Origin of the sequence: Streptomyces atratus (genome assembly GCF_900119365.1) — a bacterium.
In the GTDB taxonomy this organism is placed as follows: Bacteria; Actinomycetota; Actinomycetes; order Streptomycetales; family Streptomycetaceae; genus Streptomyces; species Streptomyces atratus_B.
Genome location: NZ_FPJO01000019.1, coordinates 70,531 through 84,237, shown reverse-complemented (window position 1 = coordinate 84,237; position 13,707 = coordinate 70,531). Strand labels below are relative to the sequence as shown.

The following is a 13,707-nucleotide window of genomic DNA, read 5'->3' as shown; positions in this document are numbered from 1 at the left end:
GCCGGCCCCCATCGACCCTCTGGAGGCGACAATGGAGACATGGCCCCGTAGTAGACCGTGAACCGAGTTGCGAGGTGGCCGATGAGCACTCTCGAAGAACAGATAGACGTCGATATTCCGATCGCTGCGGCCTGGGAACGCCTCCACCGTGCGGAGACCTATCCGCGGTTCGTCGAAGGAGTACGCGAGGCTCGTTCGGAGGATGGGCACCGGACGCGCCTGGACGTCGACGTCGGCGGCCGGGTTCAGGAGTTCGAAGCCGAGATCACCGACCGTGGCAAGGAACACATGATGGAGTGGCAGACCACGAGCGGTCCCGACCTGGCGGGAACCTTCTCACTGCTGCCCATCGACCAGGAGCACACCCGAGTCCAGGCCCGGATCGAGTACGACCCGGGCACCGTCAAGGAGGCGTTCGGCGGGCCGAAGGGATTCGCCCAGGCGACCGCGATCGAACGGCTTGTACGGGACGACCTCGAGCACTTCAAGGAGTTGGTGGAACGGGAACGGTGAGGCGCTCCCACCGGGTATGACGGCAGTGCGGTCCACGGCCGTCGTGCTCCATCCGTGCCCTTCAGCACGGCAGTCAGCAGTCAGCAGTCAGCAGTCAGCAGTCAGCAGTCAGCAACGGTGCCCCGTGCACCCCCGGACGGGTCGCCCCGCCAGCGTCTGGCCTGGTCAGGCCCCATGTCGGCCTCGCAGGCGGCGGTGATCCCCGAGCTCGGAGCGCGAGTTCGATTGATCCGAGTACGTCGGGGTGTACGCCGGGTCGGGGCACACCCCGAGCCGGAATATGTGGCTGGCCACTGAAGGCGCCGGCGCCTGGAGGGAGGGAGAAGCTGCTCCCCATCCGGGGTGGCACCGCTTCGTACCGGCTCCACACAACCGACCGCCCACCGAATTCCCATACCGCGGTATGAAGGGATGCATCAGCGATGACCGAAGGCGGGCGAAAGCCGGGCAAGTTCGGGGTGGACCGGTCGGAGGGGTTCGGTGAGCGGTTGCTGGGTTTGCTGCTGGACCGGGCTCACGAGATGCCGCCGCAGTTGCTCGCCCCGCTCGTTGCGGAAGAGGTGGCCAGGGTGGGTGGCCGGGACGTCTCGATCCTCTTGCAGGACTACGAGCAGATGCTGCTGGTGCCGCTGCCGGGCCGGGGGTTGATGGTCGGGGACCCCGAACCGGTCGAGGGGTCCCCCGCCGGGGAGGCGTTCCTGAGCCGCAGAACGGTAGAGGTACCGCAGGACGGCACCGTGCGGATGTATTTGCCGCTGCTGGACGGCAGTGACCAGGTCGGGGCGATGGCTGTCACCCTGGACGGCGTCGACGACGACGACCGGCGGTTGCTGCGCAGACTCGCCAGTTTGGTCGCAGACATGATCGTCACCAAGGACGCCTACACCGACCTGTTCTTCCAGGCCCGGCGCAGAGCCCCGATGAGCGTGGCCGCGGAGATCCAGTGGTCGTTGCTGCCTCCGCTGTCGATGACTGTTCCGCAGGTTGAGGTGGCCGGAATTCTGGAGCCCGCGTACGACGTGGCCGGCGACAGTTTCGACTACGCCCTCAACGGCGACGTCCTTCATGTGGCCATGATCGACGCGATGGGCCACGGCCTGGACGCGGCGGCCATGGCGACGGTGGCCATCGGCGCCTACCGCCACACGCGACGGGCCAACACCGGCCTGTCCCAGGTGTATGCGTTCATGGACAGGGCCATCAATGAGCAGTTCGGCGACGACCACTTCGTCACCGCGCAGATGATGTGTCTGAACACTGCCACGGGCCGGCTGCAATGGGTCAATGCCGGCCACCCGGCACCGCTGCTGATCCGTGGCCGCGCCGTGGTGGACCGGCTGGAGAGCCCGACCACATTGCCGGTCGGCTTCGGCGGTGAGGAGCCGGTGGTCAGCGAGCGGATGCTGCAGCCCGGGGACCGGTTGCTGTGTTTCACCGACGGCCTGATCGAAGAGCATCAAGCTGGTGGGGAAGAGTTCGGTGAGGAGCAACTCATCGAGTTGACCAACCGAGCCGTCCGGGACCACACGGGGGTGCGGCCGGTGGTGCGCGCGCTTTCCCACACCCTGAAACAGGAACGAGGCGGCGTCACCAGCGACGACGCGACCATCTTCCTCATCGAGTGGCGCGGCGGCGACGCCGATCATCTCGCCACCCTCGATTGAGCCGACAGCCACCGCCTGTACAGGGCCGGCGGAGCCGAAGCCCCCGCGGCCCATCCGCCGTTCGCCGACCCGGATCGCGTCCATGGCCGACTCGTGAGTGCTGGTGTCGACGTAGATCGCCTCCAGCTCGCCGATCCTGCGGCCCCGGGTGTCCACCACGTCGTCGGTCCACCACTCACGGATCCGCCATTCCGATCATCCCGACTCCTCGCGCTCGGTTGCCGGTTCGGGAAGCGTGGCGACGAGGATGTCGGCAGCCTGGGTGACGTTGTCGGCGTCGACCGCACGGGCCATGGCGTCTCGTGCCGCGTCGGGTGTCGTGTCAGGCGGCACCACCAGGAGGGCGAAGTGGTCGTTTTCGCCGCGTGTGATGAGGGCGGTGTCGTCGCCGACGGGAAAGGAGTCCAGGTGCACGACCCGATCGTCGACGACCACACGAGTCGGGACATCATCCCAGGCGGCGGTGTCCAGGCCGACCCTCATGATGGGGCCGAGATGCGTGGTGAGCACCTCGATCAGGGCGGGAAGCTCGGCCGTGACGTCCCGGGAGCGGGGCCACCAGGCACCGTCGAGGATGCCTTCGCGGAAGTGCGTCGTCTGCAGCCGGAGCAGGGCCGTGCCGGGTTTCACCGCCCGATGGATCTCGTCCGGAAGGAGCTTCCCGGGGGTGGGGGTGTCAGATTCGGCCATGGTGGTCCGCCTGCCTGCGCGGGGCCGCCGACACCTCGTGGCCGGCGAGATACCGCCGTGGTCTCACGGTACTCCGCGTGCCTGTGGTCATGCCCACGAGCATCAGCCGAGCGGTGTTCCCGGTCGGAAATCACCTGGCCAGAACGGCTCGCCCGGCCGCGGCGCGGAGTACGCTGAAAGTACCGGGAGTAACTCGAACACCCGCTCCCACGCGGACGTCGTTTCCGGCGATCAAGACACTGGGCCGTCCTGCAGGGCGGCCCGGAGACGGGTCCGCATCATGACCGCGACCGTCGAACGCGGAGTGGCACGGGCGCTTGTTCCCCCGCTCCCGACGCGCATTTCCCTCACGCCGAAGACCACCCTCGCCGGCCAGTTGGACGGTGCCTGGTGGCCTTACTCGCGCGACCTGATCACCGAGCTTCCGCCCCTGGTCGAAGCGCTGGAAGGGCGTTGGGGACGCATCACGCGCGCCATGGTGAATCCCACCCGCTGGCCCGTCGTCCCGCACAAGGTTCCCGTCACCGGGCACACCGTGCACGTGGGCTGGTTCACCGAACAGGATCCCGACAAGATGATCCTGCTCTCCTGCACCGCAGGCCGCTGTGACCTCCTGGTGATCCCGCCCGAGACCGAGCCCGCCGCAGCCGCCCGGCTGATGACCGCCGCCGCCGTCCCCGGCAGCGTCCTCACCGCCGGTGTGCTGATGTCCGAAGAAGCCGCGATGGGCCGTCGTATGCGGGACGCCCGAAGCAGCCAGGAGGCTTGGGAGACCGATGGCGGGTCGCCCTGCCGCCCCTCCGGCACCCGGTCGTCGGCGCGCGGATGATCCCCCTGCCGGGGAACACCACCAGCAGACCGCCCACGCGCACCGGCGCCCACGGCGACGAAGTCTGAGGAGCATCGGGCCTTCACCTGCACGGAAGGACTCGATCATGGCGACCCTCCGCGAGCGGCAGGTCTACCGATCGCGCCCGGCACTTACGGCCTGCACGGCCCCATTTGCGCACACGAACGAGGGGGACGGGGCCTGCCGATGGCCCGCTCTCCCCTCCCGGCCCGTCCGGCTCGTCCGGCCCGTCCCGGCCCGCAGTCGTACCATTGAACTCGGATCGAGCACTCTCACGTGTGACGATCCGGAAGGGCGGCCCCGGCGGAGTGAATGCGCTGGGGCCGTTGCGCGCGAGGTCCGATCCGAGGACGCGGTCGAGAAAGGCGAACCGTCTCGAACTCGGCACCGGCCGGTACGTCGGCGCGCGTCGCCACGGTGACCAGCGTGTCCAGGACAGCGGGGACACCGAGATCATCAGCCGGCACGGCATATGCGTGTCGGAGCGCATCGGCAGGGGTCGGTCCGGACGGCTCGTACGGACGCCGCCGACCGCGTCCTGTGCGGCGGTTCCGTATGCGTAGACGTGTACGCCGGCAGCGGCGCAGAGTGTTCCGTTCAGATGGTGTCGCCCTGCCGGACCGCAGCCCAGAACTGGTTCGTGCACTTCCGGCATGGACCGCCCGGACAATCCGGAGCGGGCTCCCGCTACGGGGTCGCGCCAGGGCTCATCGGTTCCCCCGGCCCTCCAGTCTCCAGTGTGTGCCGCTGGGTCAGCCGTGAAATGTCCTTCGCGGTGACGATCCCCACCAGATGGTGCCCGTCCACGACGAGAATGCGCATGCCAGTACCCGGGCGGAGCTTGTCGAGAGCCTCACTCAGAAGATCACTCGGGGCGGCAACCGCGCACTGTGACAGCGGGATCGCCACCTCGCGCACGCGCAACGCCTCCCGGCGCGCTCCCGGTATCCGGGCAAGCTTGCGTATCTGAACGATCCCGCTGGGACGGCCTTCGAAATCGAGCAGCGGCACGGCGAAATGGCGGGAGTTCACTGCCACCTCGTCGATGAAATGCCGGATGGTCAGCCAGTCGGCGCCGGTGGTCACGGGGCTGGACATGGCATCGGCGACCTTGATGCCCCGCAGTGCTGTGTGGATCACGGCACGCTGCCGTTCGGTGCCTGCGACGACCGTGATGAAGAGACCGACGAAGACGAGCCACAGCCCGCCCGGCGCCCCGCGCAGGAAGGAGATCCAGCCGAAGGCCATCAGCAGCCCGCCCACGACCTGACCGCTTCGGGAGGCCGCCCGATCCGCACGTTCCCGGTTCAGCGACGACATGACCAGGCTCTGCGGCAGCCAGGTCCGGATCATCCCTCTCTGACCCACCAGCCCACTTCGAGCAGTTGCGCCTCGGATCGCCCTCATGGGGACCGCCCGCGGCATGCCGTCGGCCCGCCGGTCATGCACAGGTGAAGTGCTAGGATCCGGCCACTCGCCTGGGGGGTGTCTGAAACGTCATATGTGCCGCGCGTCCATGACCTGCGGCTCAACGGCGTACGCACAAGTCTCTCCAAGCCTTCGACTACCGTCACCGGAGAGGTCCTGCATGGGCAGACGTGCGCTCGTACGAGGCGCTACCGCCACCGCTGTTTCCTTCACGCTCGCCCTCGGGCTCGGCCCGCTCTCGGCCGGCAGTGCGCATGGGGAGACGGTCACCGGAGAGGTGGTCGTGCCGGCCACCACGGCCATGGCTCCCCGGACGGGCCTGCTGAGCGCGGGGCCCTCGGGGTTCCTCCGGTACGAGGACGGGCGGGGCCAGCTGTGGACGACGTACGACGGTGTCGACACGGTCGTCGACGCCTCGGGCACGGACGCGTACGGCGTCACGAGTGCCGGCGCGGGCTCGGACGTCGTCTCCCGCTACGACGACTCCGCCCGGACCGTGACGCTGCGGAACATGACGTCCGGCCAGGTCAGTACGGTCGCGCTCCCCGACGGACACTCGTACTTCAGCACCCTCGGGTCGACGGTCGTCACGACGGCGGGAGCCCCGGGTACCGACTCCGTGTGGCATCTGCTGGACGCCCGGGCCGACGGCTCCGTCGCCGACCGCACGGTGGAAGGCGTCCCCTCCGGTGTCTACCTGTGGTCCGCCGCGGGGCTGGGCGACGCGCACGGACAGGTCGTGCGGTACCGAAAGGGCGACGACGAAGTCACCGGGTGGCTCGATGTCGAGCAGGGGCGCTTCACCGCCCTGCCGTACACCGTGCAGTCGTGGCACTACCTGGTCGCGCTCAGCGCCACCCACCTGGTGTGGTTCTACGACGGCACCCTGCACGTCGCCTCCCGCCAGGACCCGGCCGCCGCCGTGCGGACCGTAGCGGTCGGCGACATCGCGCAGGTGCTGGGCCTGGTCGGCGACACCGTCATCGTGTCCCGGTACGACTCCTCCCTGGGCCGCTACGACACCAGTCGCGCGGTCTCACGGGTCGAGGCCGTCCCCCTCGACGGCTCCGCGCCGCGGACGCTGCTGGCCAGGACGTCGCGGCAGGCCATGCCGACTCCGGACGGCGGGCTCCTGGTCGCGGGCGGCGCGGACACGGACCACTGGGGTGTCTCCCTCGTCGAGGCTGCCGAAGGCGGCGGGGTCACCGTGCGCAGGCTCGCGGACGCGTACCCCCGGCGGACCGCCCACACGGTCTCTCACCTGACCCTCGCCCAGGGGCGGTTGACCACCGTGGAGCGGGACCCCGTGGGTGACTGGTCGTATCTCCACACCCGGGAGACCGGCGTGGCCGACTCCCCCACGGCGGGGGTGCGCACCACCCGAGGCCGTATCGCGCTGGAGGACTACTCGGAGGGCCGTCCGCGTCTCATCGACACCGGCGACGGCCGGACGGTCATCTCCGGCTCCGGCACGAGCGCCGCTCAGCAGCCCCGGCTCCTCGGGGCCGACCGGTCGCTGCCCGGCACCCGGATCGACAGCTCCCGCAGCTACCGGACCGCGACCGCCGCCACCGGCCGCTTCGCCGCCCTGACCAGGCCGTACGACAGCACCGGCGCGGCGGAGACCCGGATCGTCGACCTCGACACCGGGCGCACGGTGTACACGACAACGAAGACCGTGCGGGCGATGTGGGGCACCACCGCGTGGGTGGCATCCGGCAACGACACCGTGGTCCCCGTCGACCTGCTGACCGGGCAGCAGGGCGAGCCGGTGTGGTTCGGGCGCGGCTGCCTGCTGAACGACTTCCAGGCGGTCGGTCGGTGGCTGCTGTGGAACTGCGTGCTCAACTCGGAGGGCCAGGGCGTCTACGACACCGTCACCAAGCGGAACCTGACCCTCGTCTCCGGCTCCGGCTGGGAGCAGGCGCAGCTCGGCGACGGCTTCGTCGCGACGGTCGAGGCCGGCCGGCTGAAGGTGATCGATGTCCGCAGCGGGACGCCCGTGTCGCACACCGCCGGGAAGTTCGAGGGGAACGACTGGGACGTCGACCCGTACACCGGCGTGATCGCGCAGCTCCGCTCCGACAACACCATCCGTCTGACCTCCAGCGATGTCCCCGTCTCCGCCCTCGTCCAGCGCGACGCCACCGTCGCCGCCTCGGTGGACGTCAAGGGCGGCGCCGCGCAGTGGAGCCCGAAGTGGTGGCTGAACAAGCCCGCGGCCTCCTGGAAGCTCGTGATCGACAACCGAGCCGGTACGGCCGTGCGCACGCTCTCCGGCGGCCTGGCACGCGGTGTGGTGACGCCGGCCTGGAACGGCAAGGACGGCTCCGGCCGGCTGGTGCCCAACGGCGCCTACACCTGGAAGCTGACCGTCAGCCCCGCGGACGGGCAGGGCGCGGCGCTGACGAAGACGGGCACGGTCAAGGTCACCGGAGCCGCCGCGGCCCGCCGCGACTTCGTCGGATCGGACGGCTTCGGCGAGCTGATGACGCTGAACGGCTCGGGCGGGCTGACGTACCAGTACGGGACGGGGAAGGGAACGTTCACCGGGAAGCGAACGGGCTCCGGGTGGCCGACCACGGTGAAGGCGGTGCCCTTCGGCGACCTGAGCGGTGACCGGTGCAACGACGTACTCGTCCGGTTCAGCAGCGGCACGCTGCGCGCCTACCGGCCCGCGTGCGGGGCGGCGGTGACGCCTTCCACCGCGTACACCTCGCTGGGCACGGGCTGGAACCAGTACGACGTGCTGACCTCGCCCGGGGACATCAGCGGTGACGGCCGGGCCGACCTGATCGCCCGCCAGTCCTCGACCGGCGACGTCTACCTCTACAAGGCGACGAGCACGGGCAAGCTCTCCGCCAAGGTGAAGATCGCGTCCAAGTGGACGAGTTACAAGAAGGTCCTGGGCGCGGGTGACCTCAACGGCGACGGTTACGGCGACCTGCTGGTGCAGGACAGGTCGAACGAGCTGTGGCGCTACGACGGCACCGCGACCGGCAAGTTCAAGAGCCGCGTGAAGGTCTTCGACAACTGGGGCTCGTCGTACAACGTGATCGTGGGCGTCGACGACATCACCGGCGACGGCAGAGCCGACATCGTCTCCCGCGACACCTCCGGCACCGTCTGGCGCAACAACGGCAACGGCAAGGGCTCCTTCGGCGGCCGTACGAAGATCGCCACCGGTTGGCAGGGGTACAAGGGCCTGTTCTGAGCCGGCCTTTGCCACTGCCCCGCGGGCCCGGACGATGTGATTCGTCCGGGCCCGTTCCATGCCGCATGCCCAAGACACCCCGGCCACCGCTGCCCGGCGAACGAACCACGGGCGACTTCCGCCCGGCGCGGTGGTTTCGCGCTATGGGACGCTGTGCGGTCCTGATGCCCGGGGCTGTCCGGCGCCGTCCCCGTGCGACCGGACGTTCCGGTCGACGGACAGTTCGCAGCGACCGTCCACGCACGAACGCTGCAGCCGGCCCTTCGAGATGGTCTGCAGCAGCCCGATCGTCCAGCACGTGGGGCACCCGCGCAGTGCGAGCAGACCCAGTGGTGCGAGCAGGAGGCCGGCCGGCCCGACTGCCGGAATCAGCAGGACCGAAGCGGCCAAGGCTCCGAATCCCAGCGCGCCGCGCGCCAAGTGCCGGGGCAGCGAGGCGCTGGCGAAGTTCTGGCGGTCAGTCATGGCCGGCTCCCGGGAGCGGATCAGGCATTCCCTGCAGTGTCCGGCGAACCTCTGTGCGGGCGCGGTGCAGCCTCGACTTCATTGCGGCAGTGCTGAGACCGAGCGCATCGGCGACCATCCGCCCGCTGTGGCCCTGGATGTCCCGCATGATCAGCACACGTCGTTGGTCGGCGGGCAGAGCGGCGATCGCCGTCGCCACCCGGCTTGCTTCCAGGCGCTGCAACACCTCGTCCTCGAACGACGGCATGACGATGTCCGGCACCGGTCCGTGGCTGCGCAGCATCAGCCGCGCCCGTCGCAGGCACTCGTTGCGCACGATGCGGAACATCCACGACGCCAACGCACCGGAGGCCCGCAGCATTCCGATCTTGCGGTACAGGATGATCAGCGCTTCCTGTGCGGCGTCCTCGGCGTCCTGGGGAGAGGCGCACAAGGAGTGTGCGAACCGCTGCACATGCGGGTGCGAGCCCGATACCAGAGCGGCTGCGGCCTCGACGTCGCCCTCCTGGGCCGCGGCGATCAGCTGTTCGCCGGGCCATGTGAAGTCAGCCATGCGATCGCCCCCGCCGACGCCGTACGACGACAGCACACGCACAGATCAGTACAGCCGCGACGATGACGGCACCAATGATCACGACAAACCTCCGGTTCCCGTGCCGACCTTGTGTCCGCACATGGTTGAGAGGCGCGACCACCGCCAAAGGATTCACCCCTGCACGGTTGCGCAGCGCGTCCCGGGAAATGTCGCGGGGATCGATGGCGCGGACCAGAGCGTGGCCGTCCAGCCGCTCTCGATCACCTGTCGGTGCGGGCGGGCCTCACTCACCGTACGGGGAAGCCGAAGGAGTACCCCTGCTGCCTCAGCCAGGGCAGGATCTCGCGCAGAGCGGCCACGGTCTGGGAGCGGTCTCCTCCCGCGTCGTGGAAGAGGACGGTCGGCCCGTTGGAGATCTCCCTCTTGACGGTGGCGACCATGGTGTCCGCCCCGGGACGCTCGAAGTCCTTGGAGTCGACGTTCCAGCCCAGCGGTCGCATCCCCCGGGACGCGGCGAGCTGCCGGCTGTACGGGGTGAAGGCACCGCCCGGGGCCCGGTAGTACTGCGGCCGGACGCCTCCGGACGCCTTGGTGATCATGCGTTCGGCATCCAGGATCTGCTGGGACTGGTATGCCTCGGACTTGCCGTCCATGGCGGTGTCGTGCGAGACCGTGTGGTCGCACAGCCGGTGCCCGGCCGCCACGACCTCTTTGACCAGGTCCGGGTGTGCCTGGGCCTGCGTTCCCACCATGCAGAACGTGGCCTTCACACCGTTGTCCTTGAGCAGTTGCAGCACCTGCGGCGTCCAGACCGGGTCCGGTCCGTCGTCGATGGTGATGTTGACGCCCCGGGCGCCGCGGTCCGAGGCGTGCGCGATGTCCGCCGCCACCTTGGTCACGTTCCGGTCCTGATGCGGGGCGTCCGGCGTCGAGACACGCGCTTGCGGCTGCCGCGCTCCGGCGGTGTCGGCCTGCGCGGTCCACACAGAGGCGGCAGCGGCCACCGCTGTCACCCCGAGCGCCGCCCCGAGAAGCCGGCTGTGCCATCCCCTTCCCTTGTGCTTTGCCATGTCCGCCCACCCCTTTGCTGTCTCCGCCGATGCCCTGCCCCCATCAAGACATACGAACGCTCGTACGGGATCCCCCTGTTACCGATCGCAGACAAATCCGCAGGGGGCCGGCGACAAACCCCGGAGCCCCGCGACAGATGAGGGGTGCAACAGCCTCGAAAGGGTGCCGGCGAGGGCGGTGGCCGCGCAGAGTGGTCCATATGACGACTCCCGCAGAGCTGCTCCGGTCCTTCGCCCGCACCCGCGCCTCGCTCGACGGCGAGGAGGTCACGTACTGGTGGTCCGGAGACGTCTACTCCTGGGCCCCGGACGAGCCCTACCAGCGCGTTTTCGGCTTCGAAGGGCTCAACGTCGCCCGCCTGGTCCAGGACGCCGAAGCCGGCCCGGACGCCTACCAACTGCTCACTCGCGAGGCCGCCTTCTACCTGGACCCCGTCACCCGCGAGATCCTGGAGACCTGGCAGGACCTGCCGGTGGTGCACGTCTGGAACGACCCGGCGAACCAGAAGTGGCGCCCCTTCCCGATCCCGACGACCGAGCTCGGCGGACAGGTCTGCTTCAGCCTGGAGATCCCGCTCGCCTACCCCTCGCCGCTGCCGGTGGCCCAGTACCCCGTCCACTCGGCCGGCGACACGTACAAGGCTCTGGAGCTGTTCCAGTTCTTCGCCGACCGCTCCGACCTGGCCGGCCCGGCTCCCGGCGTCCCGGCCACCATGTCGTGGACCCGGATGTCCCCGTGGCTCCCGTGGATGGCCCGCGGCCAGGCCCCCGGCGGCCTCACCTTCCACTGCCGGGGCCGCAAGCTCGGCTCGTACACCGAGGTCCCCGAGCGCACCCGTGCCCACATCGCCGACCACCGACCGGAGTTCGCCCGGGCCCCGGAGCAGTGGAGCGAGCCGAACGAGACCAGCTGGACGTACTTCCGCAAGCTCAACCCGCCGAAGCAATGAGGGCGCGGCACCAGGGCTCACCGCCTCCGCACGTCGTGAGCCGTGCCGTCCGCGACGGCCCGGAGCTTGTCCGGGTTGGCCACGTTGTGGATGGTGGTGATGCGGCCGTCGGAGTCGAAGCCGAAGGTGACGGTGGCGATCACGCGGTCCGGGGCGCTGAAGAGGATGCCCGGGCCTCCGTTGATCTCGACGAGCTCGGCGCGCATGTCGGCGGGCTCGACGCCCTGGTAGGTGACCGTGCCGATGGCTGCGAACCAGGAGGCCACCGTCTGCGCGCCCACGACCGGACGCAGCGCCTGGCGGACCTTGCCGCCGCCGTCGGTCCACAGGGTGACGTCCGGGGACAGCAGCTCCATGAGGGTGTTGATGTCCCCGCCGGTCGCGGCGGCGAAGAACTGCTCGGTGACCTCGCGCTGCCGTGAGCGGTCGGCGGTGAAGCGGGGCCGCCGGGCCTGTACGTGCTCACGCGCGCGGTGCGCGGCCTGTCGTACCGCGGCCTCGGAGCGTTCCACCGCCTCCGCGATCTCGGCGTGGCTGAAGCCGAAGACCTCCTTCAGCACGAACACCGCGCGCTCCAGCGGGCTCAGTGTCTCCAGCACCACCAGCATGGCCATCGACACCGACTCGGCATCCGTGACCGTGTCGGCGGTATCGGCGGTGCCGACGGTGTCGCCGCTGGTGAGGATGGGCTCGGGCAGCCACGGGCCGATGTAGGTCTCGCGCTTGTGCCGGGTGGAACGCAGCCGTTCCAGCGCGAGGTTGGACACGATCCGTGCCAGGTACGCCTTGGGGTCGGCGACTTGGGAGCGGTCGGCGGCCGACCACTTGATCCAGGCGTCCTGTACCGCGTCCTCGGCGTCGGCCGCGGAGCCGAGGACACGGTAGGCCACGGAGAACAGCAGATTGCGGTGCTCGTGGAAGACCTGCTGGTCGGCGCTCACTCGGCCCCCTTGGCGCCGCGGGTGAAGCGGCCGCCGCGCGGCCAGAACGCGCCCGAAGCGGGCATCTTCTTCATGCGGCCGTAAGTCGGCCAGGGCGAGGCGGTCACCGTCTCCTTATACCGGGCCGCCATACGGCCGGTCAGATGAATGCGTCGCGGGCTGTCGTCGGGGCGGGTGAACTGCACGACCGCGTCGTGCCGTCCCAGGCTCACCGGCGTGTGGTAGTAACCGAAGCGGAACGGCTTGGGCTGCCTGCCCTTCAGCGCACGGACGATCGACACCGCGGCGTGCACACCGGTCGGCATACCGCCCTGGCAGGTGCCGTGCATGACGCCGTAGCCCTGGCGGATCGCGGCCGCGTCGCCCACCGCGTACACCTCCGGGTGCGACACCGACCGCAGCGCGGGGTCGGTGACGATGCGGCCGCGCTCGTCGACGGCCAGGCCGGCGGCGGCCGCCAGCGGCGAGGTCCGCGTACCGCTGGTCCACAGGACGGCACCGGCTGCGATGCTCTCGCCGCCGGCCAGCTCAACCGCGTCGGGCAGCACCTTCACCACCTCGACCCCGCTGCGCACCGTCACGCCCAGCCGGTCGAGAGCGGCCCGCAGATACGCCCCGGCCTTCGGGTTCATGGCCGCACCGGGCTCGTCCCGGCCCAACAGGACGACGTCCAGTTCCGGGTGCCGCTCCGCGATCTCCGCGGCCGACTCGACGCCGGTCAGCCCGCTGCCGGCAACCACGACCGTGCCGCTGCCGAGCCGCGCGAGCCGGTCGGCGAGCACCTCGGCGTCCTGGGCGCCGGTCAGGGTGTGCGCGCGGTCCTCGACGCCCGGCACGGCCGCCGTGTCGGCCACGCTGCCCAGTCCGTACACCAGCGTGTCGTAATGCAGCACCCGGTCGTCGTCGATCCGCACGGTCTTCGCGTCCGCGTCCACCGCTGTCACCCAGCCGCGCACGAACCGCGCGCCCGTGCCTTCCAGCAGCTCCGGGATGCTCAGCTGGGCGAGCTGCTGCCCGGTCGCCGTCATGTGCAGCCGCAGCCGCTCGGTGAACCGCTCCTGCGCGTTCACCAGGACCACCTGCACGTCTTCGCGCTGCTTGACCCGTGCTGCGAGCTGGATCGCCGCGGACATGCCCGCGTAACCCGCCCCCAGGATCAGGACGCGGTGGGTGGCTGCCCTGCCTGCTCCGTGCTGTGTACTCATCGCTTCGCCCTCTTCCGGTCGCCGTTGACGACCACCAGATGGAAGCTGCCGCCCCGTTCGTGACATGAGGTCGATGTGACGCACGCCACTGCTTGTTCGATGGCCGCCCGACCACCTGCTTGAGCGCGCAACCAACTGGAGCGAAGAGGAGTAGAGGGCGGGGGGCAGGGGCAGGGATTCAT

12 protein-coding genes are annotated in these 13,707 nt (G+C 69.9%); 5 read left to right on the top strand and 7 right to left on the bottom strand.

Annotation, left to right across the window (positions count from 1 at the left end):
• Positions 1 to 81 precede the first annotated feature (81 nt).
• Both BT364_RS27000 and BT364_RS26995 read left to right on the top strand, forming a co-directional pair.
• Positions 82 to 513, top strand: coding sequence for an SRPBCC family protein (locus BT364_RS27000; RefSeq protein ID WP_072487833.1), 432 nt, complete (start codon positions 82 to 84; stop codon positions 511 to 513).
• Positions 514 to 935: 422 nt separating this feature from the next.
• On the top strand, positions 936 to 2,177 hold the full coding sequence (locus BT364_RS26995; protein ID WP_072487832.1) for a PP2C family protein-serine/threonine phosphatase: 1,242 nt from the start codon (positions 936 to 938) through the stop codon (positions 2,175 to 2,177).
• A 195-nt stretch (positions 2,178 to 2,372) separates the two neighbouring features.
• On the opposite strand, the gene BT364_RS26990 is transcribed toward BT364_RS26995, so the two are convergent.
• The gene (locus BT364_RS26990; RefSeq protein WP_072487831.1) at positions 2,373 to 2,867 is read right to left on the bottom strand and encodes a DUF5994 family protein; all 495 of its coding nucleotides are present in this window, start codon (positions 2,865 to 2,867) and stop codon (positions 2,373 to 2,375) included.
• 280 nt (positions 2,868 to 3,147) lie between these two features.
• Between BT364_RS26990 and BT364_RS26985 the strand changes: the two genes are divergently transcribed.
• On the top strand, positions 3,148 to 3,696 hold the full coding sequence (locus BT364_RS26985) for a DUF5994 family protein (RefSeq protein WP_072487830.1): 549 nt from the start codon (positions 3,148 to 3,150) through the stop codon (positions 3,694 to 3,696).
• Positions 3,697 to 4,404: 708 nt separating this feature from the next.
• On the opposite strand, the gene BT364_RS26980 is transcribed toward BT364_RS26985, so the two are convergent.
• Complete coding sequence (locus tag BT364_RS26980) at positions 4,405 to 5,070, bottom strand: CBS domain-containing protein (protein ID WP_256260241.1); 666 nt, start codon at positions 5,068 to 5,070, stop codon at positions 4,405 to 4,407.
• Positions 5,071 to 5,305: 235 nt separating this feature from the next.
• Between BT364_RS26980 and BT364_RS26975 the strand changes: the two genes are divergently transcribed.
• On the top strand, positions 5,306 to 8,359 hold the full coding sequence (locus BT364_RS26975; RefSeq protein ID WP_072487829.1) for an FG-GAP-like repeat-containing protein: 3,054 nt from the start codon (positions 5,306 to 5,308) through the stop codon (positions 8,357 to 8,359).
• A 141-nt stretch (positions 8,360 to 8,500) separates the two neighbouring features.
• Here BT364_RS26975 and BT364_RS26970 read toward each other — a convergent pair whose 3' ends face one another.
• The 3 genes from BT364_RS26970 to BT364_RS26960 form a co-directional block, all read right to left on the bottom strand.
• Positions 8,501 to 8,824, bottom strand: a complete 324-nt coding sequence (locus BT364_RS26970) for a hypothetical protein (RefSeq protein WP_072487828.1) — start codon at positions 8,822 to 8,824, stop codon at positions 8,501 to 8,503.
• On the bottom strand, positions 8,817 to 9,377 hold the full coding sequence (locus tag BT364_RS26965; protein ID WP_072487904.1) for an RNA polymerase sigma factor: 561 nt from the start codon (positions 9,375 to 9,377) through the stop codon (positions 8,817 to 8,819). The genes BT364_RS26970 and BT364_RS26965 overlap by 8 nt, the downstream gene beginning before the upstream one ends.
• Before the next feature lie 269 nt (positions 9,378 to 9,646).
• On the bottom strand, positions 9,647 to 10,429 hold the full coding sequence (locus BT364_RS26960) for a polysaccharide deacetylase family protein (protein WP_072487827.1): 783 nt from the start codon (positions 10,427 to 10,429) through the stop codon (positions 9,647 to 9,649).
• Between the two features lie 200 nt (positions 10,430 to 10,629).
• Here BT364_RS26960 and BT364_RS26955 point away from each other — a divergent pair, with 200 nt between their 5' ends.
• A complete protein-coding gene (locus tag BT364_RS26955; protein WP_072487826.1) occupies positions 10,630 to 11,379 on the top strand; it encodes a DUF1838 family protein in 750 nt (249 codons plus the stop codon).
• A 17-nt stretch (positions 11,380 to 11,396) separates the two neighbouring features.
• On the opposite strand, the gene BT364_RS26950 is transcribed toward BT364_RS26955, so the two are convergent.
• Complete coding sequence (locus tag BT364_RS26950; RefSeq protein WP_072487825.1) at positions 11,397 to 12,320, bottom strand: RNA polymerase sigma-70 factor; 924 nt, start codon at positions 12,318 to 12,320, stop codon at positions 11,397 to 11,399.
• Positions 12,317 to 13,525, bottom strand: coding sequence for an NAD(P)/FAD-dependent oxidoreductase (locus BT364_RS26945; protein ID WP_072487824.1), 1,209 nt, complete (start codon positions 13,523 to 13,525; stop codon positions 12,317 to 12,319). The genes BT364_RS26950 and BT364_RS26945 overlap by 4 nt, the downstream gene beginning before the upstream one ends.
• Positions 13,526 to 13,707 lie beyond the last annotated feature (182 nt).